Origin of the sequence: Corynebacterium sp. HMSC068H04 (genome assembly GCF_001811255.1) — a bacterium.
Classification (GTDB): domain Bacteria; phylum Actinomycetota; class Actinomycetes; order Mycobacteriales; family Mycobacteriaceae; genus Corynebacterium; species Corynebacterium hesseae.
The window spans coordinates 67,632-94,070 of record NZ_KV803975.1 but is presented as its reverse complement, the minus strand read 5'-3'; the positions used below and the strand labels follow the sequence as shown (position 1 = coordinate 94,070).

Annotated in this window: 25 protein-coding genes; 9 read left to right on the top strand and 16 right to left on the bottom strand. The window is 61.1% G+C overall.

Translation table 11 applies throughout. From position 1 onward, the window contains the following. Positions 1-80: 80 nt before the first annotated feature. On the bottom strand, positions 81-995 hold the full coding sequence (locus tag HMPREF2792_RS02605) for an AEC family transporter (protein WP_070530614.1): 915 nt from the start codon (positions 993-995) through the stop codon (positions 81-83). 157 nt (positions 996-1,152) lie between these two features. Between HMPREF2792_RS02605 and HMPREF2792_RS02600 the strand changes: the two genes are divergently transcribed. Then, positions 1,153-1,743, top strand: coding sequence for a hypothetical protein (locus tag HMPREF2792_RS02600; protein WP_070530613.1), 591 nt, complete (start codon positions 1,153-1,155; stop codon positions 1,741-1,743). Between the two features lie 100 nt (positions 1,744-1,843). Then, positions 1,844-2,164 (top strand): putative quinol monooxygenase, encoded by a 321-nt coding sequence (locus HMPREF2792_RS02595; RefSeq protein ID WP_070530612.1) that lies wholly within the window; start codon positions 1,844-1,846, stop codon positions 2,162-2,164. A 69-nt stretch (positions 2,165-2,233) separates the two neighbouring features. On the opposite strand, the gene HMPREF2792_RS13130 is transcribed toward HMPREF2792_RS02595, so the two are convergent. Continuing rightward, complete coding sequence (locus HMPREF2792_RS13130; protein ID WP_232748436.1) at positions 2,234-4,792, bottom strand: acyltransferase family protein; 2,559 nt, start codon at positions 4,790-4,792, stop codon at positions 2,234-2,236. A gap of 226 nt (positions 4,793-5,018) precedes the next feature. Here HMPREF2792_RS13130 and HMPREF2792_RS13125 point away from each other — a divergent pair, with 226 nt between their 5' ends. Then, complete coding sequence (locus tag HMPREF2792_RS13125) at positions 5,019-5,201, top strand: hypothetical protein (RefSeq protein ID WP_070530609.1); 183 nt, start codon at positions 5,019-5,021, stop codon at positions 5,199-5,201. A gap of 58 nt (positions 5,202-5,259) precedes the next feature. Here HMPREF2792_RS13125 and HMPREF2792_RS02580 read toward each other — a convergent pair whose 3' ends face one another. After that, positions 5,260-6,057, bottom strand: a complete 798-nt coding sequence (locus HMPREF2792_RS02580) for an HAD family hydrolase (protein ID WP_255366216.1) — start codon at positions 6,055-6,057, stop codon at positions 5,260-5,262. A 99-nt stretch (positions 6,058-6,156) separates the two neighbouring features. On the opposite strand from HMPREF2792_RS02580, the gene HMPREF2792_RS02575 reads away from it, so the two are divergent. After that, entirely contained in the window at positions 6,157-7,191 is a 1,035-nt protein-coding gene (locus HMPREF2792_RS02575; protein ID WP_070530607.1) for a 3-hydroxyisobutyryl-CoA hydrolase, read from the top strand. Between the two features lie 3 nt (positions 7,192-7,194). Here HMPREF2792_RS02575 and HMPREF2792_RS02570 read toward each other — a convergent pair whose 3' ends face one another. From HMPREF2792_RS02570 to HMPREF2792_RS02560, 3 genes are read right to left on the bottom strand one after another with little or no spacing between them, the layout of a single operon-like run. Beyond that, positions 7,195-8,331: a DUF6882 domain-containing protein gene (locus HMPREF2792_RS02570; protein WP_070530604.1), complete on the bottom strand. Its 1,137-nt coding sequence runs from the start codon at positions 8,329-8,331 to the stop codon at positions 7,195-7,197. Between the two features lie 20 nt (positions 8,332-8,351). Further along, positions 8,352-9,494, bottom strand: coding sequence for a glycosyltransferase family 4 protein (locus HMPREF2792_RS02565; protein WP_070530602.1), 1,143 nt, complete (start codon positions 9,492-9,494; stop codon positions 8,352-8,354). Between the two features lie 8 nt (positions 9,495-9,502). Beyond that, a complete protein-coding gene (locus HMPREF2792_RS02560) occupies positions 9,503-10,699 on the bottom strand; it encodes an NAD-dependent epimerase/dehydratase family protein (RefSeq protein ID WP_070530600.1) in 1,197 nt (398 codons plus the stop codon). Positions 10,700-10,945: 246 nt separating this feature from the next. Between HMPREF2792_RS02560 and HMPREF2792_RS02555 the strand changes: the two genes are divergently transcribed. Further along, on the top strand, positions 10,946-11,602 hold the full coding sequence (locus HMPREF2792_RS02555; protein WP_070530598.1) for a sulfite exporter TauE/SafE family protein: 657 nt from the start codon (positions 10,946-10,948) through the stop codon (positions 11,600-11,602). Between the two features lie 128 nt (positions 11,603-11,730). Here HMPREF2792_RS02555 and HMPREF2792_RS02550 read toward each other — a convergent pair whose 3' ends face one another. After that, positions 11,731-12,276 (bottom strand): gamma carbonic anhydrase family protein, encoded by a 546-nt coding sequence (locus tag HMPREF2792_RS02550; RefSeq protein WP_070520833.1) that lies wholly within the window; start codon positions 12,274-12,276, stop codon positions 11,731-11,733. Positions 12,277-12,282: 6 nt separating this feature from the next. Further along, positions 12,283-12,690, bottom strand: coding sequence for a hypothetical protein (locus tag HMPREF2792_RS02545; protein ID WP_070530594.1), 408 nt, complete (start codon positions 12,688-12,690; stop codon positions 12,283-12,285). A gap of 35 nt (positions 12,691-12,725) precedes the next feature. Between HMPREF2792_RS02545 and HMPREF2792_RS02540 the strand changes: the two genes are divergently transcribed. Both HMPREF2792_RS02540 and HMPREF2792_RS02535 read left to right on the top strand, forming a co-directional pair. Next, positions 12,726-13,595, top strand: a complete 870-nt coding sequence (locus HMPREF2792_RS02540; protein ID WP_070530593.1) for a patatin-like phospholipase family protein — start codon at positions 12,726-12,728, stop codon at positions 13,593-13,595. A gap of 122 nt (positions 13,596-13,717) precedes the next feature. After that, positions 13,718-15,283, top strand: a complete 1,566-nt coding sequence (locus HMPREF2792_RS02535; RefSeq protein WP_070530590.1) for an aspartate-alanine antiporter-like transporter — start codon at positions 13,718-13,720, stop codon at positions 15,281-15,283. Here the strand turns inward: HMPREF2792_RS02535 and HMPREF2792_RS02530 are convergent. Genes HMPREF2792_RS02530 through pth form a run of 3 tightly spaced genes read right to left on the bottom strand, consistent with a single transcriptional unit; the run spans position 15,280 to position 18,516 of the window. Next, on the bottom strand, positions 15,280-16,911 hold the full coding sequence (locus HMPREF2792_RS02530; protein ID WP_070529237.1) for a peptide chain release factor 3: 1,632 nt from the start codon (positions 16,909-16,911) through the stop codon (positions 15,280-15,282). The genes HMPREF2792_RS02535 and HMPREF2792_RS02530 overlap by 4 nt on opposite strands. 24 nt (positions 16,912-16,935) lie before the next feature. Further along, positions 16,936-17,793, bottom strand: a complete 858-nt coding sequence (locus HMPREF2792_RS02525) for an SDR family NAD(P)-dependent oxidoreductase (protein ID WP_070530588.1) — start codon at positions 17,791-17,793, stop codon at positions 16,936-16,938. A gap of 42 nt (positions 17,794-17,835) precedes the next feature. Beyond that, positions 17,836-18,516: an aminoacyl-tRNA hydrolase gene (gene pth / locus HMPREF2792_RS02520; protein WP_070530587.1), complete on the bottom strand. Its 681-nt coding sequence runs from the start codon at positions 18,514-18,516 to the stop codon at positions 17,836-17,838. A gap of 39 nt (positions 18,517-18,555) precedes the next feature. Here pth and HMPREF2792_RS02515 point away from each other — a divergent pair, with 39 nt between their 5' ends. Then, positions 18,556-19,539, top strand: coding sequence for a nitronate monooxygenase (locus HMPREF2792_RS02515; RefSeq protein ID WP_070530586.1), 984 nt, complete (start codon positions 18,556-18,558; stop codon positions 19,537-19,539). A 64-nt stretch (positions 19,540-19,603) separates the two neighbouring features. After that, on the top strand, positions 19,604-21,058 hold the full coding sequence (locus HMPREF2792_RS02510) for a glyceraldehyde-3-phosphate dehydrogenase (RefSeq protein ID WP_070530584.1): 1,455 nt from the start codon (positions 19,604-19,606) through the stop codon (positions 21,056-21,058). A gap of 177 nt (positions 21,059-21,235) precedes the next feature. Here the strand turns inward: HMPREF2792_RS02510 and HMPREF2792_RS02505 are convergent, their stop codons facing one another. The 5 genes from HMPREF2792_RS02505 to ppk2 all read right to left on the bottom strand — a co-directional run bounded on the left by HMPREF2792_RS02505 (position 21,236) and on the right by ppk2 (position 26,385). Continuing rightward, the gene (locus HMPREF2792_RS02505) at positions 21,236-22,636 is read right to left on the bottom strand and encodes an ABC-2 family transporter permease (RefSeq protein WP_232748435.1); all 1,401 of its coding nucleotides are present in this window, start codon (positions 22,634-22,636) and stop codon (positions 21,236-21,238) included. A gap of 124 nt (positions 22,637-22,760) precedes the next feature. Beyond that, positions 22,761-23,504 carry an ATP-binding cassette domain-containing protein gene (locus HMPREF2792_RS02500; protein WP_070530580.1) on the bottom strand — a complete coding sequence of 248 codons (744 nt, stop codon included), beginning with the start codon at positions 23,502-23,504 and terminating at the stop codon, positions 22,761-22,763. An 86-nt stretch (positions 23,505-23,590) separates the two neighbouring features. Then, positions 23,591-24,262: a response regulator gene (locus HMPREF2792_RS02495; protein ID WP_070447113.1), complete on the bottom strand. Its 672-nt coding sequence runs from the start codon at positions 24,260-24,262 to the stop codon at positions 23,591-23,593. After that, positions 24,243-25,145, bottom strand: coding sequence for a sensor histidine kinase (locus HMPREF2792_RS02490; RefSeq protein ID WP_232748434.1), 903 nt, complete (start codon positions 25,143-25,145; stop codon positions 24,243-24,245). The genes HMPREF2792_RS02495 and HMPREF2792_RS02490 overlap by 20 nt, the downstream gene beginning before the upstream one ends. Positions 25,146-25,479: 334 nt before the next feature. Next, positions 25,480-26,385, bottom strand: a complete 906-nt coding sequence (ppk2, locus tag HMPREF2792_RS02485) for a polyphosphate kinase 2 (RefSeq protein WP_070447108.1) — start codon at positions 26,383-26,385, stop codon at positions 25,480-25,482. Positions 26,386-26,439: the final 54 nt, after the last annotated feature.

Here is a 26,439-nt window from a genome sequence, read left to right as displayed (position 1 = left end):
ACTCCATGTCCAAAAACCCTATGGACATAACACTGGAAGGCTAGTGTTCGACGGCTAGTGCTCGCCAGCGAGGGCCAGCCCTACCCGAAGAATGCTGCGATGGCGAGCATGGCCGGCAAGGAGAGAAAAGTGGTGAGGAAGACCGTATCGCGCGCCACCGTCTCTCCCGATTGGTAGGTCGCGGCGTAGTTATAAACATTCTGCGCGGTCGGAAGCGCAGACAAGATGAGTGCCGCGTATAGCTCCTTGCCGCTCAGCCCCAAGGCTAGGCCCGTCGCCAAGGCGATGGCTGGCATGGCTACGAGCTTGAGCACGGTGGCGGTCATGGTTGGTAGGCGGTCGCTAGACAGCAACCCGTCTCCGGTGAGGGAAGCGCCGAAACTCATCAGGATCATCGGGATGGAAGCCCCGCCGAGGATCTCGAGGGGTGCCATGATGACCTCTGGCACGTGCCAGCCGGCTGCAGAAACGATGAAGCCGGCGACGGCAGCGATGACAACCGGTGCCGTAAGCCCAGAGAACACAGAGCTGCTTATCGAGCGCAGGCTCGTTCCTTGGGCGTTAAGGCCGGCGATGATGAAGGGGGAGAGCACTGCCATCTGGAGTACGAGTGCTGGCACCACAAAGGTGGCATCACCGATGACATAGGTGGCGATGGGCAGCCCGATGTTGACGGAGTTGTAGTAGCTGGCCGCGGCCGCTCCGGCCATCGTCTCTGCCCCGCTCCTCCGGAAGAACAGCGCGCTGAGCAAGCCATACAAGGCCATCGTGGCGACCGAGGCAATCGCTATGACAGCCACAACCGGAGACATGAAGGCAGAGGTATCCGAGGTGGCCACGCTGGAGAAGATGAGCGCCGGAGTCGCAGCCCAGAACGCTGTGCGGTTGAACTGCAGGCGCGCCTCACCGTGGCCGATAACGCCCCGGTGACCCAGAAAGAACCCCACACCGATAACCACAAAAATGATGGCAAATCCGGTTAAGACATCCAGCACCAGTGATCAACCTCTCGAAGAATCCTAAAAGCAAGTCTCCGGTCATTCTTCCACGCCGGTCTTTTCCACCGGCAGCTGATAACAAAGTGATATCGAAAATGCCGTATGACCGGGAAGTCTTTTTCAACGCGTGCGGACTTATGGCACGGTGGTAGTTATGAATTCTTTGCGTCGTGTTTCCCGCCTGTCCGCTACCTCCGCCGTGGCAGTATCCCTCACCGCTCTTCTTTCGGTCTCCGTGGCCCAGGCCGCCCCGGCTAACCCATCGTCCGCACAGCCCCAGGAACTGAACCAGCTGTCTTCCCAGGCTATGGAGCAGGTCAACTCCTTTGAAGTCGAGCTTCCTGCGCAGGCTTATGACCTGGCTAAGCAGTACAACGTCCAGCTGCCGGACTTCATCAAGAAGCCGACCCCGGCGGTGGCCGATGAGCTCGTTGGCGCAACCCATGCCCACCTGATTAAGCAGGGCCACCACGAAGATGCCAACGCCAAGAACATCGCCCAGGAGTGGGCAAACCAGGCTGCGGCCGGCAAGGTTACCTTCCAGGACAATGCAGGCGATGGCCTGACTCATTTGGAAGAGGGCAGCGGTAACATTTACAAGCTCACGGAGCAGGAAGCTAAGGATCGCGTGAACTGGCTCAACCGCGACGTCCCCGTGACTAAGACTGATGGCACCGGCTTCGGCGTTGCGCAGGCCTTCGACGGCACCCACGTCTACGTTGCGGAGTACTTCTTCAACAAGTAGACCTTCACGCGGCCAATGATAAGCCGCTTTTTACAGAAGGCCCTGCCGCTACAGGCAGGGCCTTCTGCACGTTTGCGCGGAGAAGGTTACAGTGGGGCCCATGATTTTGATCAACGTACAGTTCCACGTCAAGCCCGAGTACGCCGATACCTTCCTGGAAGAGATCGACTGGTACACCAAGGCCTGCCAGGCAGAGCCCGGCTGCATCGACTTCAAGTGGTTCCGTGATCCGGAAGACAAGCAGCGCTTCCTGCTCCTCGAGTCCTACAAGGACGGCACTGATGTCGACCACGTCAACACCGAGCACTTCAAGCGCTCGTGCGAGGAGCTGCCGAAGTACCTGGTGGAGACCCCGGACATTATCAACACTTCCATTCCTGGAAAATCGGCTTGGGATAAGATGGCTGAATTCTCGGTCTAAACCCCACGCGTTTACAAAAGCCGCCCGGCTTCTGCCGGGCGGCTTTTAGCGATCATCAGGGGCCTTTAGCTAGCGGGAGCAGACGGTGGTGAGGTTCTTCTCATCGTTGGTGTATTGCTCCATGGCGTCGTACAGCGCATCCGCGTAAAGATGTGCGCCTTCGGGGAGCGGGTGGACGCCGTCGTCGTAAAGCATGGCCGGGTTCTCCTGAGCCATGCCGCACCAGTCTGCGATGTAGACGTTGTCGTGAGCAGTCGCGGCGTCAATGATCTCGGCGCGTGCCTGTCCCATCCAATCGCGCTCGCCGTAGGGCAAGACGAGCACCAGCGTGCGCTCGGGGCCGACGATGTCGATGAGCTCGTCCATCTGGCCCTCAAACGTAGCCCCGTTGGTTCCCAAACCCACAAACACGGTGGAGCGCAACTGCCCGGAATCCTTCTGTGCCTTGATGACAGGAAGGGCTGCCGAATAGTGGCGGGAGATCGTGGCGTCGATGCTAATGCCCGGGAAACGCTCATTGAGAGCCTCGGAGGCAGCGAGCATGACGGAATCACCGATAGCACTAATCTCGTTTCCAGTGGGAAGCGCACGCTTTTCCTTCGGCTTCGTGGTCTCGGAAGGCTTTGCCGGGACAGACGATGACTGAGCCGGGGCAGAATTCTCCGCCTGTTCGTTGGACAGCGCCATGCGCTCGAGCTCGCGCTCCAGTTCGCTCTTATCCTCCGAAGTCACCAGCGCGTAGCCCACGCCCAGTACGGAAAGAACAACGAGGACGGGAACGGCAGGCCACATGGCCTTGCCAAAACCATCTTTGACCTCTTGCGCGCTGGGGCGTGCAGCCCAGTAGGCGCGCCACGTAGGGCGGAATCCGGCGCGGCGGAAGGGATTTTCTACAAACTGGTAAGTCACCTCAGCCAGCACGCAGCTCAGCGGAAGCGAAAGGAGGCCTAGGAGCCAGGAGGGGGCGTCGGACAGCGCGTGGACAATCATTACCACCGGCCAGTGCCAGAGGTAGAGGGAGAAGGAGCGCTGGCCCAGCCACCGCATCACACGGGTGCGGAAGATCCACGTGAGGGGACCAGATTCGCGCACCACTGCCCAAATCATTGCCGCGCCGAGGACGCTGGTAAGGACGAGGCCGCCGCGGTAGGTGAAATCCCGATCCGCGCCCATCCATACCAATTGCGCGAGGTAGCCAACTAATGCGAAGGCACCAACGGTTCCGGCGAGAATGCCCTTGTTTGTGGCCGGCCAAGAATCCGCGTCCATGTCCTTGTCGGTGGAGGTCATGAGGAGGGACAGCATCGCGCCGATGAGGAGACCGAACGCGTGGGTATCGGTGCCGTAGTACACACGCGTGGGATCCTCGCCCGGGCTATAGAGCAGCGCCATGGCGACGGCTGAAGCAATAGCGAGGATGAGCGATACGGCGATGGGCAGGCGCTTGGGCTTGCGGCGGGAAATGGCAAAGACGCCAAGCATCAACAGCGGCCAGATCAGGTAGAACTGTTCCTCGACGGCCAAGGACCAATAGTGGGCGAAAACCTGTACTTCATTAGGCGCAAAATAGGTTTGGCTCGTGGCGATTTGGGTCCAGTTGTTGACAAAGAAGAACGTGCCCAAGAATTGCTCGCGGATGCCAACGGCCAGGTCCCCACCAATGAGCGCCACTATCGCCGTGCATATGGACAGGACTATGAGCGCGGCCGGGAGGATTCGCCGGAAGCGGCGGAGCCAAAAGCCTTTGAGGCTGATGCGTCCAGTGACGTTGAACTCGCGAACAAGCAGCGAGGTGATGAGGAACCCGGAAAGGACAAAGAACATGTCCACACCGAGGTAGCCGCCGGGGAGAATATCCCCGAAGAAGTGGTAGATCACCACGGCGAGGACCGCTAGACCGCGCAGACCATCCAGGCCCGGCACTTGGCGCAGGCGGGCACGCGCACGGCGCTTTGAGCCAGCGGGGGCAGTGGGGCCAGAGGCGGCTGCGTTGCGGGCGGACGCAGAAGCAGCTGCTGGAGCTGCGGCGGCTGTGCCCGCCGCGACGGTTGCGGTTGCAGGGGCGGCTGCAGCGGCGGCAGTGGGGGAAGCCTGTGCTACTCGCCGCTTTTCTGATCGGCGTTTTTCCTGCTTGGCGCTTAACGCCCCGACGGATTGCGAGCGGCGGGCCAGAGCACGCGAAATCTCGTTCTCGGTGCCGGTTGAAGCCTTCTTCTCAGGTTGCTTGGATTCCCCGGTTCCTTTGCTCTTTTGGGGCGTTGTGGTTTCCCGGGGCTTTGCGGCCGCCTCGGTCTTTGTCTCCTCGTTGGCCTTTGCAGTCGCCGGGGCTTTCTTGGGTTTCGGGGCCGTCGCGGCCTTTTCGGCTCCTTCTTGCCGCTTGGGGTGTGCTGGAGCCGGGGAAGGAGACTGTGCTTTGTCGCCGTGTGCAGGTGGCTGCTTCGCAGCGGGCTGAGTTTGTGATGGCTTGGTTGTTGAAGCCTTGTCGGCGCTGGGCGTTGCAGGTGCCTGGCGTCGTTGGGCGGGAGCCTGCGGGTTCGGGTGCCGCGGAATGGCCCGACGTGGGCCGCGTCGACCGGCCGAAGCTACTTCGGCCTCTTCGCGGGCTTTAACTAGTTTGGCCTTTTTCACCGCCGAGGCTTTGGGAAGTGCATCCGGAGTCAGATCTAGAGTGAAGTCTTCAGCCGAACGTGGGCGTACGCGGCCAGGCCGAGAGGCAGGACGCTGGGCATTACGGGGTCCGTGCCCAGTGGGTGCTGGTGGAGTCTTAGGGGCGCTTGCCTTAGCAGGCTTATCGTTCGCGGTAGGCGCGGTGGACTTAGCAGGTGGCGGGGACTGAGAAGGCGTAGCAGGCGCAGTGCGCGCGGAAGTTGCAGCGGGTGAAGGCGAGGTAGTTTTCGAGGAATCCGCCGAGGAGGACGGAGCGGGACTCGATGCAGACGACTCGCCCTTTGCCAAACGTGACATCATCGACCGCAAAAACTTCTTCACTACACACTCCGCAGGTAGACACCGGGGTTCGGGTACTGAGGCTCAGTAACCCGAGTAATCCTACTCTGTGCATACGGGCTACTCGGGCAAGGCTGCGGGGGAGCGTGTTAGGTGCGCAAAAGCTGGCGAAGGACGGTGCTAACCCCGTTGTTGGTATTAGCTGGGGCGATGATATCTGCGATTTCCTTCAGCTGAGGATGCGCGTTTTCCATGGCCACAGCCGTCCCGGCGGCGCGCAGCATCTCGAAATCATTGAGGTAGTCACCGAAGGCGACAGTGGCTGCGATCGGAATACCGGCGAGCTCAGCGAGCTTGGCCAGCGCCGTACCTTTTTCCACGCCGCGGGCCATCACATCGAGCCAGACCTTGCCGGATACCGCGACATTGTCCTCCGGGACGGCGCGGACGATGGGATCGTAAATGTGCGCCTCAGAACCAGATTCGCAGAAAATAGCAATCTTGATGATGTTGCTATCCGGCACTGCATCCAAGTCATCGACCCAAGTGACCGCCTTGTAGTACTTTGCAATCTCTGTACGTGCCGCGTCTGACACATCCCGTGCAACGTAGGCGGTCTCCGGGGAACATAGAACTACGGTATGTTCCACGCCGATGGCCGCAGTAGCCTCCCGTGCCGCGTGCACGGTGGATTCCGCAAGCGGGAATGCCGCGATGATCTCACCGCCGCGCATGATGACTGAGCCGTTTTCGGCGATAAACGTTTCGCCTTTCGGGAACATGTCCTTCAAGGTGGCCAGTTGGCGCCCCGAGGCCGGAACCAGCTCGCAGCCGCGGGCAGTGGCTAGGTCCTGGAGCTCCGAAAAGTCTGCAGGGAGTTGGCCATGCGCGTCGAGGAGCGTGCCGTCCATATCAAGGGCAACAAGTTGTGGGAGCAAGTAAGTCACACCAATCTAAAAGTGTTGGGCTAGAGGCGGGGAACCATGTCCAACGTAGCGCCAAGAAATAGGTGGCTGAAACTTTTGTGATATGGAACACTGGTGCGCATGACTACGACTGATCCAGTACTCGTTTCCGTGCGCAACCACACAGGAGTCCTCGAACTCAACCGGCCGAAGGCCCTGAACTCTTTGAACCCGGACATGATTGACATCATCCGCCGCTCCCTCGAAGCGTGGGCGCAGGATGACGACATCGAGCAGGTCCTTATTTACTCCAACAGTCCCAAGGCATTCTGCGCTGGCGGCGATGTGCGTCACGCGCGGGAGGGAATCGCGGAAGGCAAGCTGGACGAGGTCGATGCCTTCTTCGCCAGCGAGTACCTCACCAACGGCGATATCGCCGAGTTTCCGAAGTCCTACATCGCCGTCATCGACGGCGTCGTCATGGGCGGTGGATTGGGCATTTCCCTGCACGGTTCGCACCGCGTGGTGACGGAAAAGGCCTTCGCTTCGATGCCCGAGATGAATATCGGCTACGTCACGGACGTCGGAGTAGCTTATGCGGCCCAGCGCATGGTGGGCACCCGCGGCGTAGCTTCGCCGGGTTTGGCAAAGTTTTGGGGGCTGAGCGGGTACCGCATGTATGCCGCCGACATGCTGTGGACGGGCGTGGCAACCCACGTGGTCAAGGATGCCGCCGAGCTGATTGAAGCCGCTATCGAGCGCGGTATTGATGCCGCACTGGAAGAGCTGGCCCTACCCGCGCCACAGCAGCCAGCACCGCTCGAGCAGGTGGCTCAAGACCTGGAGGAGACCTTCGCGCTGCCCACGTGGGAGGAGATTTCCGCGGAGCTGGACAAGCGCCCGCAGATTGCCGGCGAGGTGCGTCGCCTCATGGCAGCCGCGTGCCCAGCCGCCATCATCGCGGCCAATGAGCTCTATGAGGCGGAAGCCGCTGTCGACGATATCCGGGAGGCGCTCCTGCTAGAACTCAAACTGGGCATGCACATGTATCGCCGCCCTGACTTTTCCGAAGGCGTGCGTGCGGTACTGGTGGATAAGACCCAGGACGCAGCGTTTAACCCGGCGACCACGGAGGACGTTGACGTCGAAGAATTCCGCGCGGTGCTGAGCTCCTAGCAGTTATATAGGGCGTGCTCGCTGGTATGCGGCGCGCGCCCGCTGCTCATCCACTCCCGCCGGCACCGCAACATTGAGCGTGGCCTGCGCGGCGGCCCGTGAAGGCGCGGGCAGGTGGAACGCGGGGGCGTCGGACAGTGCTAGCCCTTGGCGGCCGTCGGGTAGCTGCACTGGCAGTAGAGTCCACAGCCCCAGAATTGGCATGGCCAGCTGCGGCAAGCGCAGAGAGCGTGCCTCGGGGATGGGTACGCGGGCGCGAATCAGCTCGGGGATGGCATTGTCATATCCGAAGCGGCGCAGGTTCGCCGCGGCGTGGGCGGACATGGAACCGGAGAGCTCGTCCGCCCATGCCCACGTAAAGGTGCTCGTTGTGGCGTTGAGGGTGGCGATGAGATGGGAGGGAACCGTATGCGAACCATAATCGGAGTTCACCACGGTGCGCGACGTGTCAGGGTCAAGGTCAGCCCACAGGTTGGGGAATCGGGCCTCCAGGAAGAAATTGTGCTCGGTGGCCATAAAGTGGGCGTCGGCCAGCACATCGCGTGCGCTGAGCCCGCCGTGGCCCGAAGGATGGGGGAGAGCCGCGATCCGGATGCCGTGGAAGTGCGCGAGGCCTTGTACAACATCTGGTGCCACGCCCACATAGGAGGCGAGCTCGGCGGTGGCGAGGTGTTCGTCGACGCCTCCCTCAATATCCCCCGTATGCTCAAGCCCGGCCAGGATGCTGACACGGGGATCGGGGTGGATCTCCGCGAAGTTGACGGCGACGAGCGCCTCGCCCTCGCCCTGCGGGACGCGGATGACTGGGCGGTCACCCACGAGCCGCCGCGCCAAGCCGCGGAGCAGGGCGGAATCGGGTTGCGGGCCGTGGAACTCCGGTTGCGGCGCGTGTTCCGTCAACCCCGTAGACCAGTGCAAGCGGCCATCCTGGATTGTGGCTAGGCGCAGGCCATCGAAGTCATAGGTCCCAGAGGCGGTAGTAAAACGCACCACTGCGCGCTGATCGGTGGCGGGCTCGGAGTCGGAAGATGCAAAGTTCACCTCGACGTCGCGCACGTCGCCCAAGCGTGAGGAGAACGCGGCGTCGATGCCGGCTTGAATGAAGGCGCCAGCGGAGTACAGGTCCTGGGCTGAGTCCATTAGTGCTCCTTGACTTGGTTTTATTCCCTGAAGAAGGGATGCTCGATAGCCTCCTCATATGCCTGAAGGAGGGCTTGGGTGGATTCTACCCAGGAATACTTTTCGGCTTCGCGGCGGGCGGCAGCACCCATCGTCTCCCGACGCGTGGCGTCACGAAGAAGATTGACGGTAGCGCTGGCCCAGGCCTCATCATCGGCATCGGGTTCGATGAGATGTCCTGTAACGCCTTCCTCAATGACGAAGGGAATACCACCAGCATTCGTGCCGATGACCGGCACTCCCGAGGCGAAGGACTCCAAGGCTACGAGTCCTAGGGTCTCGGTGGCGGAGGGGAAGAGGAAGACATCGCCCACGGCGAAAGCCGCTGCGAGCTCCTCGCCGGACAAGTAACCGGTGAACACGGTGTGCGAAGGATCGAAGTTGGCCTTGAGCTCCTCCAGCGCAGGGCCATCGCCGACGACGGCAAGGCGGGCGTCACCAAGCTCTGTCCGCACCAGGTGCATTACGTGGTCGAGGCGCTCCAAGTCCTTTTCCTTGGAGACCCTCCCGATATAGGTCACCAGCGGGGAGTCCGGGTTACCACCGGTGAGGCGCTCGCGCATCTGCTGGGTAGCACGGCTGGGGTGATAGGTCTGTGTATCGACAGCCTTGGGCCACAGGTGCACGTTGTGGATCCCCACCTCCCGAGCCTTATCCACCATGGGGCCAGAAGTGCAGAGATTCACCGCGGCCTGGTTGTGCAGGTACTTCAGTGCGGCTTCGGTCAGCGGCCTAGTCCAGCCGATTCCTAAGGCATCGACGTATTCGGGCACGTTGGTGTGGAAGCTAGCCACCAGCGGCACGGCATCGCGCTGCGCGGCAAAGACTCCAAGAGCCGCTGTCCAAATCGGGTTGACTGCGTGGATGACGTCGGGATCGAAGTCCCGGATTTCTTTGAAGAACGTCCAGGAGGGCAGGCCGAATTTAATCTCCGGGTAGACCCACAGCGACAAGCTGGGGATGCGGGTGACCTCAAAACCAGCGTAGGAGTCAGGAGCCTTGCCTGTGGCAAAAATCCGGACCTCATGGCCCATCGCGGCCAGCTGGTCCAGCGTGCGCGTCAGGCGCGTGACTACGCCGTCGATCTTGGGTAGGAAGACCTCGGTAACGATAGCGATGCGCACGGTGGGACTTAAGCCTCCGTGGTGGGAACACCGGCGTGCTGCTGGCGCGTCCACAGCGATTGCGCCGGAATCTTGGAGCGGTCAGCGCGGTCGGCGTACTTATGCGCTACCTCCTCCACCTCATGCAGCAACCCCTCCGACAAGGTGGTCGGCTCCAGACCAAGCTCGAGGAAGGTGTCGTTGGTGACGTGGAGCTCATTTTCCGCGGATTCCTTGCGCGGGTTCGGCACGTAGGCCACCTCTGCGCCAGAGATCTTCGCAACCAACTCCGCTAAGTCACGTACGCGGTGGGTTTCCGTCATCTGGTTGATGATCTTGACGCGCTCACCGCGCGCCGGCGGGTTCTGCAAAGCTAGCTCGATGCAGCGCACCATGTCCCGGATGTGGATAAAAGCGCGGGTCTGGCCACCGGTGCCGTGCACGGTCAGTGGGTAGTCGATGCCGGCTTGGATGAGGAAGCGGTTGAGCACCGTGCCGTAGTCACCGTCATAATCAAAGCGGTTGATAAGGCGCTCGTCCTTCTGGGTCTGCTCCGTGTGCGTGCCCCAAATGATGCCCTGGTGCAGATCGGTGATGCGCAGCTCATCGTTCTTGGCGTAGTAGGCAAACAGGTGCTGGTCCAGCACCTTCGTCATGTGGTAGACCGAGCCCGGGTTGGAGGGGTACAGGATCTGCTGCTTGACGACGCCCCCCTCACCCGCATCCACCTGCACGTCCAGGTAGCCTTCCGGGATCTTCATTCCGGCGGTGCCGTAGCCGTAGACACCCATGGTTCCCAAGTGAGCGACGTGGATATCCTGCTCAGATTCCACGATGGCGGCGAGCAGGTTGTGGGTGGCGTTGATGTTGTTATCCACCGTGTAGCGCTTGGTGCGCGAATTTTTCATGGAATAGGGGGCGGCGCGCTGCTCAGCGAAGTGCACCACGGCATCCGGGCGTTCGGTATTCAGGAACTCGAGCAGGTCGTCGTAGTCCTGGGCCACGTCGAGGTTGCGGAAGCCAATGGTCTTGCCGGAAACCTCGGTCCACGCAGCCAGGCGTTCCTCAATGGAGGCGATGGGTGTTAAGGATTCCGCGCCCAACTCCTCATCGATGGCGCGCCGGGAGAGGTTATCCACGATGATGACGTCATGGCCTTGGTCGGAGAGATAAAGGGAAGCGGGCCACCCACAGAAGCCGTCTCCGCCGAGAATCGCTACCTTCATTACTTATCTCTCCACATCACTGTCGGGGGCACGAGCTACGGCGCCGCCGACGATGGGGAAACCCCGTCGCGGCGGCAAGCACTTTTCAATACCTTACCGTTGACGGCCCTCACATGAGGGCCCTTAACGGTAAACAGTGAGTGAATGTTTCCTCGGGCTGCACCACTAGAGCAAAGCATGGTGCAGGGCGCAGGAGGCTCGGTGTCCAGAGTAAGTTCTGCAAACGCGCCCTGTACACTGGCCCGCATGCTTGAAGCCGTGCTCAATGCCTTTGCCGATTCCGTCAACGCCCTACTGATCGGAATCCTGGTGGCTATCGGCATCATGCTTCCGCGGGGGAGCTACCGCAAGATCGCGGCCCTCGTCATCGTCGGCGATTGGTTCGGTGTGCTCACCGCAGCCGCCGTGGTGATGTTCGTATTCGTCGGTATCCAGGACAAGGTTGCCGCGGCCTTGGAATCGCCTCTGCTGGGGTGGGGGCTGGTAGTCATTGGCCTTGCTCTGGGACTTCTAGCCTGGCGCTCCCAGGGCGAACCCAACGATATGGTGCAGAAACTGCTCGGCCCGCTGCGCACTCCTTCGGCTAAGACCGTTGTGGTGGGCTATGCCATGGGCGTTATCCAGTCCTTGACCTCCGTGCCCTTTTTCTATGGCCTGATGCACCTAGCGGCCGGGGACTTTAGCAATACCGTTAAGTATGGTGGCCTCTTTTTCTACGCCACGTTTGCGCTCTCGCTGCCGACGGTGTGCGGATTATTCATCGCCCTTGTGCGGGCGAAGCCACAGTCCTGGGCCGGACGCGCCTTTGCGTGGGCCCGGGAGAACTCCACCACCGTGGCATTGTGGAGCGGCTACGGCGTGGCCGCTTTCCTGGTGGTCATGGGCATCTTCGCTCTGCTTTAGGGGCTTGCCTTCAAGGCGACTCGGCAGCTGTCCTAGCTTCGCGGTGGTGGAACTGCCCTAGTTGCCAAAATTCTGGCCAGATCGTGCGGCAGGCTCGGGAGTTTTGGCAACAACGGCAGTTGCGACTGCTAGTCGTAGAGGACGGCGTCGAGAGGGAGGGCGTCGCCAAGCAGCGCCTGATTTTTTGAAATTTCGACGTAGCGCGCGGCGTGCGGTATGAAGGCGGCGGATTCCTCAGGGCTCAGCTCGCGCCGCACCTTGGCTGGAACCCCGGCGGCTAGTGTGCCGGCGGGAATGTCCTGGCCTTCGAGCACCACCGCGCCGGCGGCGATGAGAGAGCCAGGGCCCACCGTGGAGCCCGAAAGCAGAGTGGCTTTCATCCCGACGAGCGTGCCCGCGCCCACCCGCGTGCCGTGGAGCATGGCCATGTGGCCCACGGTGACATCATCCTTCAGCACACACGGCTCGGTGGATTCAACGTGGATGACGCAGTTGTCCTGGATATTGACGCGGGCGCCTAGACGGATGGAACCAACGTCCCCGCGCAGCACGGAGCCATAAAACACGGAGGAGTCAGGGCCGATGGTGACGTCACCGATGATGGTGGCATTCGGGGCGATCCAGGCGCTGCGGTGGATGCGGGGAGTGCGTCCTTGGAAGGGAAGGATGAGCATGGCAGGCTAGCTTTCTTCAGGGGTGGTTTCGATGGAGACCGCAAGCGACTCGGAGACTTCATAATCGCCGGGCGTGGCGCTGATCTGGGCCAGCATGTCCCGTTCCGCAGGGGATAGCGGGATGGCCCAGCCCCGCTTGGGATCATGGACCGGACGCTGTGCCTTCGTCGTGGGGGAAAGATGCACCGTGGTCTTAGAGCCACTTAAGCGCGCGGGCTCGCCGGAGCGCGCCACCTCACTGAGTACCTGTGCGCCGGCTGGGGAGGTAACCAGGATGATGAGGCCGCCGGCCGTGTGGACGGACAGGTGGTCTACGGAGACCTCGACGGCGTGGGGATCCGGGGAGGCCAAGCGGACGGTGGGGGAGCCGCCGAGCTTATCGACGATATCCTTTACCGCGGAAAACAAACTCATGGCGCGATCCTAGCGCGGGGGTACCATCGTGCAGTGTGATTGACGCGAAAGATACAGCACTCGTCATTGAAGGCGGCGGTATGCGCAATTCCTATACCGCCGCGTGCATCGTCAAACTCCTAAAGGAGGAGGTGGAATTCGGCTGGGTCGGAGGCGTGTCCGCGGGCTCCTCGCACACCGTGAACTTCCTTTCCCGCGATGTGGTTCGCTCCGAGGAATCCTTCGTGGACTTTGCCAAGAACCCCAGCTTCGGCGGCCTGGGCTCACTGTTGCGCGGTAGCGGCTACTTCAATGCGGAGTTCATCTACGAGAAGGCTGCGGACCAGGACATGCCCTTTGACTGGGAAGCCTTTGACGCTAACCCGGCGCAGGTGTGCATTTCCGCCGCGCGCGCAGATACGGGGGAGAGCGTGTATTGGGGGCGTGAAGACATCAAGACGCAGGAAGACCTGATGGTGCGTGTGCGCGCCTCCTCGACGCTGCCGTTGATCATGCCGATGCGCGTCATCGACGGTGCGCCGTATGTCGACGGCGCCATGGGGGAATCCGGCGGCATCCTCATCGAGCAGGCGGAGAAGGCCGGGTTTGAGAAGTTCCTGTTCCTGGGGTCGAAACCGCGTGGCTACGTGCGGCCTGAGGTGGGGCGGCCGGCGGCGCTGCGACGAATCTTCCGAAAGTACCCTGCCGTGGCGGAGGCGATGATTGCCCGGCCGGCCCGGTACAACGCCTCCAAGGACCGGCTTCTGGAGCTGGAAAAGGAGGGGCGCGCACAGCTTTTCTTCCCGGAGGATATGCAGGTGGCATCGACTGAGCGTTCTGTGACAAAGCTGCGCTCCAACTATGAGGCTGGGCGCGCGCAGACCTATGCCGAATGGCCGGCGTGGAAGGAATTCCTCAGCAGCTAGTGAGCTCAGCGGGGTCGTGCGCGACTCACTTTTGCCAACACGGTGTGAGTCGCGCCTCCTCTGGGGAGGAGAAGCGGACCCATGCATGGAGTTTTCTGAGTGTTTTCTTACAATGATTTCCCGTGTTGGCACTATTTGATGGAAATATTTGGCTGAGCATTTTCTTTATTGCTTTGCTCGGCACGTTATTTGGCATGATCCCCTTCGGCCCGCTGCGCTTTGGCGCAGCCGGCACCTTGTTCGTGGGCTTGGCCATCGGCGCCTTTATCGATCTCGACGGCACGATTTTAAGCAGCTTGCAGGAGATGGGCCTTGGCCTCTTCATCTATATGCAGGGCTTGTCTGCCGGCGAGCGCTTCTTCAAAGGCTTCTCTGAGCAGCTCAAGCACATGATTACTGCCGCAATAGCGGTGGTGGGTGCTGCCGCCGTGGCGCTTCTCGCGGGCGGCTGGTTGGGACTGTCGCCCTTGCTCTCCGTGGGCGTGTTCTCCGGTGCGACGACCTCGACGGCATCGCTGGCCGTGGCGCAACAGCAAACGGGCGAGGAACTGCCGGCCGTGGGCTACTCCTTGGGCTATCCGGTAGGCGTGGCCGTCGCTATCCTCCTTGTAGCTTTTCTGCTCAAGCAGTCCTGGCCGGCCACTAAGGATAAGGACAATTCTGCGGAGGAGGTCTTTCGCTCCCGGACTATTCGGGTAACCAAGGACATCACCTACGAGGAGCTGGTGGAGCGATTCGAGGATCAGTTCGTTATTGCCACGATTCGCCGTGGCAATACCCGAACCGTGGCCGGGGACCATCCGGAGATTCGCAAGGGTGACATCCTGCGCGTACTCGTGACGAAGGCGAAAAGGCACGAGCTTACCGCTGCTCTAGGCAAGCGCCAGCCTCAGGTGCCCTTCGTGGACAAGCGTTTGGTCATTGAAACCGTGGTGGTGTCGAACTCCGATATTGCTGGTCGAACCGTGGAGGACCTCAACCTCTTCAAGCGCTATGGTGGCCGCATTGTCCACGTGCAACGCGGCGATGAAGAGTTCCTGGCCAGCTTCGATACGCACCTCGATGCCGGTGACCGGGTGACGGTGATTGTGGATCAAGACCGCCTGGGCGATATTCGTGATTACTTCGGTGACTCGGTTCAGGGGTATTCCCAGCTGAACTGGGTTGCTGTCGGTGGTGGTCTGTTCCTGGGCTACCTCATCGCGCTCATTGTGGTTCCACTACCGGGTGGCACGTCCTTCGAGCTTGGCTTTGCGCTGGGCCCATTGATTACCGGACTTGTTCTCGGAGCTCTGCACCGCACGCGCCGCGTGCCCTGGAAGGTTCCGGCTTCTATCAATCTGGCTCTTCAGCAGTGGGGCCTGGTTATCTTCTTGGCTTCGGTGGGCTTGGCCTCAAGTGAAGCTTTCCAGTCCACGGCATTCTCCTGGATGGGCCTGAAATGCATGGCTCTCGCCGCTATTATTAGCGTGGTTGTCGTCGTCCTCTTCGCTGTGGCTAACAGGTTCCTCGGCCAGTCAGAAACCCGCACCGCGGGCGGCGTTTCCGGCATCTTTGGCCAGCCTGCCGTGGTCGACTACGCCACAGGAATCAGCACGGATTCCCGCATTATGACTGGCTACGCGGCCACCATTGTGGTGGCGCAGATAGTCAAAATCGTGGTCATTCCGCTGATGCTCACGGTCTAATCTGCCACGAGCGTTTCGATGGTCAGCTCCGGGTGCTCCTTCTCAATGAAGGCCAGCTTCCATTTATCACCAAAGAGCGCGATGAGCTCGCCGTCGGTGCGGGTAAAGATTTCTACGCCGCGCTGGCGGCCCAGTTCGGGCGCGGATTCGGCGTCGGTACGGCGGGCCACCGAGTAGGGGATGGGCTCGGTGATGGTCTCCACGTTGTACTCGACCTCCATGCGAGCCTGCATGACCTCGAACTGCATGGGGCCCACCGCAGCCATGACCGGGGCGGCATCGCCACGCGTATCGTTGCGCAGAATCTGGACCACGCCTTCCGCAGCCAGTTGGTCCAAGCCCTTGCGGAATGCTTTGTAGTCACCCAAAGACTTCGCGCGCAGGATGCGGAATGCCTCAGGCGCGAACTGCGGCATGGGTTTAAACTGCACCTTCTTGCCCGTGTAAATCGTGTCACCAGGTGCCAGGGAACCGGCATTGACCAAGCCCACAATGTCACCCGGGTACGCCGTGTCCACGGTGTCGCGCGTGCGGCCAAAGACCGTAAGCGCGTACTTAGTGGAGAAGCTGCGGCCGGACTGCGCGTGGTTGACCTGCATGCCGCGCTCAAACTCGCCGGAGACCACGCGCATAAAGGCCAAGTTATCGCGGTGCTTGCGGTCCATGCCCGCCTGCACCTTGAAGATGACGCCCGCGAAGTCATCGGTGACCTCACGTACCTCGTCGATGGCGGAGGTAGCGGTCTCGATGGCCTGAGGATCTGACTCGCGCGAGCGCGGAGCCGGGGCGATGGCGCACAGCGTATCCAGGATCTGGTGCACGCCGAAGTTCAGCATCGCGGAGGCGAAGATGAGCGGGGAGGTAACACACTGCTCGAAGAGCTCCTGGTCGTGCAGGGCGCCATCGGCTGCCAGCAGCTCTGCTTCCTCCACGGCCGTCTCCCAGGCGTCCTCTTCCTTCGCGGCTGCATCCTCGGGCGCGTAGTGCTCCTCCGGGGCGATAGTGGAACCACCGGCGGTGCGCAGGAAGTGCACGTACTCGTCGGCCTCGCCGTCATCGTTAATGTGGGCCAAGCCGCGGAAGTCGCCGGCAATACCCACCGGCCAGTACAGCGGGGTGGGCTGCAGCTGGATTTCGTTGACGATTTCGTCGACAAGCTCCAGCGGCTCCCGGCCCACGCGGTCCCACTTGTTGATCACCGTGATGATAGGCAGGCCGCGGGCCTTACACACGCGAAACAGCTTGAGGGTCTGGGGCTCGAGGCCCTTGGCGGCGTCGATAAGCATGACGGCAGCATCCACCGCCGTGAGCACGCGGTAGGTATCCTCCGAAAAGTCCGCGTGGCCCGGGGTGTCCACCAGGTTGATCATGTAGGGCTCGCCCTCGTGACCCTCGGGCGCGTACTCGAACTGCAGGGCCGAGGAGGCCACGGAAATGCCGCGTTCCTTCTCCATCTCCATCCAGTCAGAGACCGTGGACTTGCGGTTGCCCTTGCCGTGCACCGCGCCGGCTTCATTAATAACGTGCGCGTGAAGTGCCAGCGCCTCCGTCAGCGTGGACTTACCAGCATCCGGGTGGGCGATGACGGCGAATGTGCGGCGGCGGGAAGCTTCGGAGGCAATACTCATGCGGGCTAGTTTAGCCGCTGGCTGTTACCACTCCACATTGAGCTGGCGGCCCAAATCATCGAAGACGCGCCGCGCCACGGAGAGCTTCTTCGCAATCGGCCTCTGCAGGCCTGGCTTGCGCTTGTTGTTGTAATACTCGCCGGAATTGAAATGGATGCCCGGAGTGCCGCTGAGGAAATAAGCAAGGTTCTCGCCGCCCTTGTCCGCCTTGCCCAAGAAATGCTTTGCTGCAGTGGTCGAATACAGCTTGCTCGTCCTACTCGTTGAGTTCTGCCCGAAGCCAGTATTCAACACGCCCGGGTGGAAGGCCACGGAGGTCAGACCGTGCGAGTCGAGGTAGCGGGTCAGAAGAATATCGCCCAACTTGGCGTTGCCGTAAGCGCGCTCCGCGGTGAATTTTTCAAAGGTGTTTGGGTCACCGGGGTCGAAAGCGGAATACAGGACGTTGGCCAACGAGGCGGTCTGCACCACGGTGGCGTCGCTGGCCCGCAGGGTATCGCGCAATAAAGAGGTCAGAAGAAAAGGCGCCACAACGTTGATCTGCCACGTGCGCTCGAAGCCATCGGCGGTGGCGAAGGGGCCGTCGAACATGCCGCCGGCGTTATTGCCCAAGGCATCGATCTGCGGGTACTGGCTCAGCTCTTCCGCGAGGCGGCGAACCTGGCCCAAAGACTCGTAGTTGGCCACGTGAAAGGCCGCACCATTTTCTTCGGCTACGGCCTGCGTCTTTTCCGGATTCCGGCCCACGAGCACGAGCGAATCCTGCGGGCGGCGCTGGTGAAGAATGCGGGCAGCGGCCGCGCCCACCCCGCTCGAAGCACCGGTAATGACAATTGTTCGAGGGTCATGATTAGAAGGCAGGTTCTTGCTCGCGCGGCTCATACTTGGACAGTGTAGGACGTTGAGCGTGGTCGCGCCGGGGGTTTATTTAGCCCGGGAATGGATTTCCTGTTGGGCCTTACTGAGCCCCTCTGTCACGATGAGGCGGGCGGCCTCAGCAGCGGTGGCGATGGTGGAATCGAGGGCAGCGCTGGCGTCGACAGGCGCGAGCACCCAGTCCGGAATGGAACCACCCTTGGACGGGCGCCCGATGCCCACACGCACGCGCAGATAATCGCGCGTGCCCAAGCGCTCGCTCAGCGACTTCAGTCCGTTATGGCCATTCTCGTTGCCGCCCTTCTTAATGCGCACCTTGCCGGCGGGTAGGTCGAGCTCGTCGTGGATGACGATGATGTTCTCTGCCGCAACCCCCAGCTGCGCGGCCAAGGGTGCGATGGGATCACCGGAGAGATTCATGTACGTGTGTGAGCGCAGCGCCACGACCTTCGTGCCCCCGAGCTCGAGCTGTGCGGCGCTGAGCTGGTGACCGGTAACAGGCTCAAGCATGTCGCCGGAATCCGCGAGGAGGTCATCCACCGCCATGTATCCTACGTTGTGACGGGTAGCTGCGTATTTCGCGCCGGGATTGCCCAATCCCACGATGAGCCACTCGGCGCTAAGATCCGCTGGGTTTAGTCTGGGGGCGGCGGCCTTCTTTGCCTTCTTATTCGGCGCTTCATCGGCGCGGCTAAAGAGGCGGGTGAAAAAGTCACGGATGGCGGACACAACAACTCCCTTGATGGATTTTCTTTAGGCTGGGGGACCATGAGTCAACTTCTAGAGGCTATCACCTGTCCCGTCCTACCTGCCCCGATGGCCGGTGGGCCCACCACGCCTGAACTGGTTGCCGCCGCTGAGGCCGCCGGTTCCTTTGGGGCTCTGGGCCTGGGGAGCTCTTCGGTCGACGCCGCGCGAGAGGCTATCGCTGCGTGCGCCGGCACGCGCTTCGGCGTCAACCTCTTTTATCCGCAGAGGGAGCTGACAGAATCGGAGCTCGCAGCTGCACGGTCGCTTGCCGCCGAAGAGGACGCCGTGCTTGGCGACGTCCCCCTAAACTTCGGCTGGCAGGACAAGCTCGACGCCGCGCTAGATGGTGGGGCAGCGGTGCTGTGGTCGATGTTCGGGGTCTTTGAGGAGACGGACATAACGCGCATCCACGCCGCTGGGGCAGAGGCGTGGACGACTGTCACCACCCCTGAGGAAGCGCAGGCTGCGGCCGCCCGCGGCGTCGATGTGTTGTGCGTACAGGGCCCTGAGGCCGGCGGGCACCGCGGAGTGTGGGACCCGAGTGCGGAACCCGACCAGCGCCCGCTTAAAGAACTTGTTGCGGCGGTCCACCAGGTCACGGACCTCCCGCTCATCGCCGCGGGTGGCCTGCGCACCGCGGAGGATGTCGCCGAGGCCCTGACGTGGCCAGGGGTAAAGGCAGTCAGCTGTGGCTCCGCATTCTTGCTGTCCGAAGAAGCCGGAACGAGTGAGCACAACCGTGGCCTTCTGCGCCGCGGCGGGAAGACCGTGTCCACCCGTGCGTTCTCCGGGCGCTACGCCCGCGGGCTGGAGACTGCCTACACACGGGCACACCCGGACCTGCCTTTGGTCTACCCCTATCTCAACGCACTACTGAAGCCACGCCGTGCCCAGCTCGACGCAGACGTGGACTATTGCCTCGTGGGTGTCGAGGTGGAGAAAATCGGCGGGGGTAGTGTGGCGGAAATCCTCGCGCATCTACACCCAAACGGGCATGAATAGAGGTTAAGATTTACGGATGGACATAGTTTTACACCCTTTTTGACGAGTAAAGGATACAAAGTACGTGACTTCGAACGCGCACATTGGGCACGAGGATTGGAACGAGCGCCTGGAGCTGGCCCAAGAGATGATCCCGCTCATCCACCAGCTGCACCGCAATAACAACGTTGTCACCTCTATCTACGGCCGCCTGCTCATCGGTGTGACCGATATCGACATCATCAAGGCGCACCGCTACGCCCGCCGCATCGCTGAGCGTGAGCTTTCCACCGCAGAGACCCTGCCCATCCTCAAGGAACTGTGCTCGATGAACCTGGGCACCGCTTCCATCGACTTGGGTCGCCTGGCCACTGGCTTCCAGGAGTCCGGCTCCGATAACCTGCGCAACTACCTCGAGGAGACCCTCGTGGATCTCGTCGGCGCTGGTGTGGACAAGGAATCCACCGACGTCGTTCTTTACGGCTTCGGCCGCATCGGGCGCCTGCTGGCCCGCATCCTGATTGCCCGCGAAGCTGCCTATGGCGGCGTGCGCCTGCGCGCCATCGTCGTGCGCAAGAAGGGTGACATTGACATCTTCAAGCGCGCCTCCCTCCTTCGCCGTGACTCCGTCCACGGTGCCTTCAACGGCACCATCGCCGTCGACGAGGAGAACGACGTCATCTGGGCCAACGGCACCAAGATCCAGATGATCTACGCCAACAACCCCGCGGAGATCGACTACACCCAGTACGGCATCGACAACGCCATCGTCGTGGACAACACCGGTGTCTGGCGCGACCGCGAGGGCCTGTCCCAGCACCTGCAGTCCAAGGGGGTGGCTCGCGTGCTGCTGACCGCTCCGGGCAAGGGCGACCTGAAGAACATCGTCTACGGCATCAACCACGGCGATATCGAGGACTCCGACCAGATCCTCTCCGCCGCATCCTGCACCACCAACGGCATCACCCCGGTGCTCAAGGTCATCAACGACCGCTACGGCGTGGTCCACGGCCACGTGGAGACCGCACACTCCTTCACCAATGACCAGAACCTCATCGATAACTTCCACAAGGGTGATCGCCGCGGCCGCGCAGCCGGCCTGAACATGGTGCTCACGGAAACCGGTGCAGCCAAGGCCGTGTCCAAGGCTCTGCCGGAGTTTGAGGGCAAGCTCACCGGCAACGCCATCCGCGTTCCCACCCCGGACGTGTCCATGGCTGTGCTCAACCTCGAGCTGGAGAAGGAAGCTGACCGCGACGAGGTCAACGACTTCCTGCGCAACGTCTCCCTGCACTCCGACCTGCGCCAGCAGATCTCTTACATCGCCTCCCCGGAGGTTGTGTCCTCCGACTTCGTGGGCTCCACCCACGCTGGTGTGGTCGATGGCCTCGCCACCATCTCCTCCGGCAAGCACCTCGTGCTCTACGTGTGGTACGACAACGAGTTCGGTTACTCCAACCAGGTCATCCGCATCGTCGAGGAAATCGCCGGCGCTCGCCCGGTGGTCTACCCGAAGCGCGTTGATGTTTCTGAGCTCTAAACGCTAAAACACTGCTACCGCCCGTGCTGCATGGCGCGGGCGGTAGTGCTGTTTTAGGGTCCTGCTCGGCTTGCGACCTAGCATTGCCAGGATGCTTCACGCCCACAACTGCCCGATCTGCCAAAAGTAGGGGCCGAGATCGAAAAATCTAGACTGTTTTCGTCAGATTGGTCAGTTTTAGCGGGAAGACAGCGCTCGAGTATGGAGTAAATGTCGTGCGCGCAATGTCGCGGCCACCCCGAGCACTGCGGCCAACACCACAGCGACGGCATAGCGCAAAGGTGAGTGCGCAACCAAAGGCCAGGCGGGGAAGGCGAGTACCCACAGACCGGTATCAGCCAAGACATCGCCGCCCAAGGTGACGGAGACAATCGTCCCTACGATTGTGAGAGCGATAGCGCTCACAGTGCCGAAGCGAATCACCAGAATGAGTGATACAGCTGCGATGACATAGCCCACCCCAACCGCAAGGGGCAAAGCGGAAAACTGTGCAGCGCCATCACCACCTGCGAGCGCACTGGCCAGGTATGCGGCAGCGCATACCGCCAGGATGACACACAGGAACCAGAGGAGAATCCCGGATGTGCCGAACCGTGTTTCCATATGGACCAACGGCCATGAATCAGCTACACGGGGCCAAACGAGGACCGGCAAGATACCTGCGCCGACCGGAAGCAGAAAGTAGTGAAAGAAACCTTCGACGTAGTTAGCGGGATATTGCAGGGCGACAAAGCCTAGCGCCAGAATGCTGAGCATCAAGCAAGAGAACACCGCTGGGCTAAAAGCTGCACGGTGGAGTCCTAGCAACGTGGACCACAGCGAGGACTGTGCCGCCGCACGGGGGTGGCTCGTTGGCTGCCATACTTGGGCTTCTTCCATGGTGGTATTAGCAACGTCGGCATCAGTCTGGGCCGTTGTGGAACGCGCGAAACGGTGTCGCAGCGAGAACATTGGCCGGTATCGTCGCGGCGTGTAGACTGCGGCTAATGCTCCGAGAACGGCGAGGATGACGCACAATATGAAAGCCGGTAGTGGACTGCTGGTGAGAAGTGGGTCTTGTGGTTCAAGAGGCACCGAGTTCTGGTGAATACGCAATGCGCGCAGAAGCAATCGTTGCGGCCATGCTGGGGGAAAGGCCCACCACCTGCCTGATTCGACAGTGCACGGAAGGATGCTGATTATTTGCCATAGGGCCGCGGCTACCAGCGTTAAGCCGAAGCCCAGTCGGCGGGCACAGGCAGCGGAAAGCCCGGCAATGCCAAGCGCGCCAAGGAAGGAGTAGAGCCCAGCTACGAGGATAAGTTCATGATTCTCCCGCCCCTGGGCAGCGACAACGAACCAAGAAACACCAAAGTTCAGAATATGGAAGACCGCAAGGCTGACAATGACAACGATAAAGCGGGCAGCATTCTCGAGACGCGGGTTGAGGTTTCTCCATTGCGTTCCGCCGCTGCGAGTGATGGTCTCGCGGCGTTCTGGAATGGCAGCGAACAGCCCAGTAAGAGGGGAATACATGCCGGTAACAAACAAGGATTGCCAAGCCAAGACGCCCGTGGCATCAGTGCGTGCTGAGGCCATTGAGGAGAAAATGATTGTCATGATGACCAGCGGTAGCGCCAGCAAAGGCAACCACTGTAAGGCGCTTCCACAGCTGCGCAGTAGTTCTGCTGAAAGGTAACTCGGGCGAGGGGCAGTAGTGTGCTTAGGCACGTGACTCTCCTTCCCGGTTGGTAGGCGCTTGGGAGGGGTGGCTCGGTGAGGTAAGTCGGAAGAATTCTTCCTCCAACTGACCACGTGGAGCTAGCTCCTGCAAGGAACCGGAATAGCGAATCGTGCCCTCGGCCAAGACGGTGATGTCATGGGCAAGGTGCAGTACCTCTCCAAGCTGGTGGGAGCTGACGATAACGGTGTGCCCAGCCGCGGCTAGTTGTTGTAGTAGCTCTCGCAATTCCATGATTCCTTGGGGATCGAGGCCATTCTGGGGCTCATCAAGAACAAGAACCTCTGGATCGCCGAGGAGAGCTTGCGCTAACGCTAGGCGGGCCTTCATACCAGTGGAAAAGGATTTCGCCTTCTTGGAGCCAACGCCGCTGAGCCCAGCGATGGAGAGAACCCGGTCAATCTCAGAGTCGGGAAGCCCCAGAAGTCGAGCGTGAACGCGAAGATTCGCCGCGGCAGACAGATGACCATAAAAGGCTGGCCCGTTCACTGAGGCACCAATGCGGCGAAGCACATTGCGGTTCCAAGGTTGGCCCGCCACGCTGATGGAGCCCGAGTCAGGAGGCAGGAGGCCTAAGAGGATGGAGAAGATTGTCGATTTTCCTGCCCCGTTGCGCCCGAGGAGCGCATGCACGCGGCCAGGGGAGATGTGGAAGGAAACATTATCGAGGACTCGTTGCCGACCAAAAGACTTCGAGATGTGCTCAAAAGAGATATCGCAATTCATAAAATGCAGTATCGCCGGGGCTCATCATAAAGGAATCCGCCTGCATGATGGTCTTCAGTGAGCAGACCTCCTACCGTGGTAGGAGCTTAGGCAACCCCAGCACGCTGCGCTAAGAGAACGAGGGCCACTCGGTCACGTGCGGCGAGTTTAGACATGAGCGCGGAGACGTGAGTTTTCACCGTGGTTTCTGCGATGACCATGTCGGCGGCTATCTCCGCATTTGTAGCACCACGCGCGATGAGCGAAAGCACTTCCATCTCGCGGCGCGTTACAAGACTGAGTCCTTGGCGTTCCTGGGCGCTGAGGTTTTCGCGCGTCAGCGCCGAGCGATAAGCCTCCAGCACTGGGCCGGTTACCTCGGCGGCCAGCACCGATTCTCCTTGCGCCACGTTGCGAACGGCGGTCACAAGAACCTCTGGGTCGGCATCCTTCAGCAGGAAGCCGTGGGCGCCAGCGGAGATGGACCGCGCCACGAGCTCTTCATCATTGAATGTGGTGAGCATGATGATGCGGCACTCGGGCTTGCGCTCGAGTATGGCTTGCGCCGCTGCAATGCCGTCCATGCCAGGCATGCGAATGTCGAGGATAGCCACATCAATGTGGTGGCTTATTGCTGCTGCCACGGCATCCGCCCCCGTGGCCGCGGTGGCCACGACCTCGATGTCTTCTTGCGCAGTGAGGATGGTAGACAGTGCTGAGAGCAGCATTGCTTGATCATCGGCCAACAAGACGCGGATTCTAGAGCTGCTGGGTTGCATCCATTGTCTCCTTCATCGGTATCTGTGCGTGCAAGGAAAAGGAATGAGCATCGCCGGAATAGTCGAGGCGACCGCCAAGCGAACGAGCTCGTTCCGCCACTCCGACTAAGCCCACGCCGCTGCCCGCGACGTTGCTTGGCGTGGGATGAGGATTGGTGGAGATGAGGGTGAGCGCGGCGGCGTCATCAAGTACAAGCTCAACCACGACATGCGTGCCGACGCCCTGATGGCGCAGAGCATTCGTCAAGCCCTCCGTGGTAATGCGCACCAATGCCATCTGCACCAACGACGGCACGGCGTATTCAGCTGGGAGGTTTGCGTCGACTTTCAGCCCGGCAGCGCGGAAGCCTTCGAGGATTCCTTCGATGTGCTCAAGTTGTTGAGCAGGCTCTAGAGCCGTGGGGCCGGGTGAGCGCAAGGCAGCGACGATTCCGCGAACCTCGCCCAAGGCGGTATCCGCATTATCGCGGATCGAAAGAAGTGCTTCTTCAGCCGCGCCGGAGTCCGTATTCGCTGCAACGATGCCTGCATTAGCCTGAACCTTAATCAGGGTGAGGGAATGGGCAAGGACATCGTGCAGTTCCCGTGCAATGAGGAGGCGTTCTTCTTCTTGTGCCTGGTGGAAGCGCTCGCGGGCTAGTATCTCCCGTTGGCGATCACGGTCAAAATACCGGGCAGCGATGAAATACGTGCTGCCCAGCACTGCCCAATGGGCCACCACCATGGCAAGGAAGGGTGTGTCTACCTCATAGCGCAGAAGGTAAGTCTCAGTGTCGATGCGCCACATGAAGGGGGAGATAAAGGTACCGAGTGCGGTGATGAGGAGGACCACCCGCGGAACCAGCCTCTGGGTGATGTACCGCGAGGTGGTGTACACGGCCATGGGGGGCGGTCAGCGCCCACGGGGTGAGGCCGCTATTGGTGGGGAGCTGGTTCATCCATATGACAGCCCAGGCCAGGAGCAGAACTAGGAATCCTGTTGCGCTCACGATTGGCCTCGAGCGCCACACGAGGAAGAACGGTATGAACAGCAGCGACAAGAGAGCCTCGAGTACTTCCACCGTTCCGGAAGAGGAAAACGCCAAGGCACAATAAAAGGCCGCTACGAGCCCCGCGACTCCTGCGAGTAGCGCGTCCCCCAAATGCACCGAGGACAGGAAGGTACGCGCGGTGCGGGAAGAGCTCATAGACGGCCATGGTAGTACATGCCGAAAGTACTACTTCTTTTTCTTGTCCTTCTTGCCCTTCTTTTTCTTTCCCTGCTTCTTGCCGGAGCCGTTGCCGTTGACCTTGTCGCGCTCCAAATCGGCTGCGACATCTGGTACGTAGGCAAATTCATTGCGCGGCGGGCGTACGTATTCGGCCTCGAGCTCGGGGCGATCTGGGATCTCAGGAACATCCTGCTCTACGTGCTGGTACGGAACCATCTTGAGGATGTGGTTGATCACGTTGATGCGCGAGCGCTTCTTGTCCTCGGATTCCACGGTGTACCACGGGGAGGACGGGGTATCGGTGTGGACGAACATTTCATCCTTGGCACGCGAGTAGTCTTCCCAACGGGTAATGGACTGCAAGTCCATGGGGGAGAGCTTCCAGCGGCGCAGCGGATCGTTGCGGCGGGACTTAAAGCGTGCGAGCTGCTCCTCATCAGAAACGGAGAACCAGTACTTAAGAAGGATGACGCCATCCTCGATGAGCATGTGCTCCAGCAGCGGAGCCTGGTGAAGGAAGCGCACGTATTCTTGCTGGGAACAGAAGCCCATGACACGCTCCACGCCGGCGCGGTTGTACCAGGAACGGTCGAAGATGACGATCTCGCCGGCGGTGGGCAGCTTCTCAATGTAGCGCTGGAAATACCACTGGCCCGCCTCACGGTCGGTGGGCTTCGGCAGCGCCTCGATGCGGCAGGTACGCGGGTTCAGGTATTGCGTAATGCGTTTGATGGCGGAACCCTTGCCGGCGGCGTCGCGGCCTTCCATGATGATGACCACGCGGGCGCCGGTCTCAACGACCCACTGCTGCATCTCGACGAGCTCTGCTTGGAGGCGCTTGAGCTCGTCCTCATAGGCTTGCTTGTCTAGCTTCGGCGGCTTGGTGGCAGACTTCTTAGACTGTGAACTCATACCTCTAAATTTACCGCTTAGCTGGGAGAATACCTAACCGCGGGGGCTAGGGAA

Bases quoted from the DNA above. Each gene is read 5' to 3' on its own strand.
- HMPREF2792_RS02530 (WP_070529237.1), bottom strand. From the start codon at position 16,911: ATGAGTATTGCCTCCGAAGCTTCCCGCCGCCGCACATTCGCCGTCATC.
- HMPREF2792_RS02600 (WP_070530613.1), top strand. From the start codon at position 1,153: ATGAATTCTTTGCGTCGTGTTTCCCGCCTGTCCGCTACCTCCGCCGTG.
- HMPREF2792_RS02505 (WP_232748435.1), bottom strand. From the start codon at position 22,636: ATGGCCTCAGCACGCACTGATGCCACGGGCGTCTTGGCTTGGCAATCC.
- HMPREF2792_RS02575 (WP_070530607.1), top strand. From the start codon at position 6,157: ATGACTACGACTGATCCAGTACTCGTTTCCGTGCGCAACCACACAGGA.
- HMPREF2792_RS02525 (WP_070530588.1), bottom strand. From the start codon at position 17,793: ATGAGCCGCGCGAGCAAGAACCTGCCTTCTAATCATGACCCTCGAACA.
- HMPREF2792_RS02570 (WP_070530604.1), bottom strand. From the start codon at position 8,331: ATGGACTCAGCCCAGGACCTGTACTCCGCTGGCGCCTTCATTCAAGCC.
- HMPREF2792_RS02490 (WP_232748434.1), bottom strand. From the start codon at position 25,145: ATGGCCGTGTACACCACCTCGCGGTACATCACCCAGAGGCTGGTTCCG.
- HMPREF2792_RS02595 (WP_070530612.1), top strand. From the start codon at position 1,844: ATGATTTTGATCAACGTACAGTTCCACGTCAAGCCCGAGTACGCCGAT.
- HMPREF2792_RS02560 (WP_070530600.1), bottom strand. From the start codon at position 10,699: ATGAAGGTAGCGATTCTCGGCGGAGACGGCTTCTGTGGGTGGCCCGCT.
- HMPREF2792_RS02495 (WP_070447113.1), bottom strand. From the start codon at position 24,262: ATGCAACCCAGCAGCTCTAGAATCCGCGTCTTGTTGGCCGATGATCAA.
- HMPREF2792_RS02545 (WP_070530594.1), bottom strand. From the start codon at position 12,690: ATGAGTTTGTTTTCCGCGGTAAAGGATATCGTCGATAAGCTCGGCGGC.
- ppk2 (WP_070447108.1), bottom strand. From the start codon at position 26,385: ATGAGTTCACAGTCTAAGAAGTCTGCCACCAAGCCGCCGAAGCTAGAC.
- HMPREF2792_RS02500 (WP_070530580.1), bottom strand. From the start codon at position 23,504: ATGAATTGCGATATCTCTTTTGAGCACATCTCGAAGTCTTTTGGTCGG.
- HMPREF2792_RS02515 (WP_070530586.1), top strand. From the start codon at position 18,556: ATGAGTCAACTTCTAGAGGCTATCACCTGTCCCGTCCTACCTGCCCCG.
- HMPREF2792_RS02550 (WP_070520833.1), bottom strand. From the start codon at position 12,276: ATGCTCATCCTTCCCTTCCAAGGACGCACTCCCCGCATCCACCGCAGC.
- HMPREF2792_RS02555 (WP_070530598.1), top strand. From the start codon at position 10,946: ATGCTTGAAGCCGTGCTCAATGCCTTTGCCGATTCCGTCAACGCCCTA.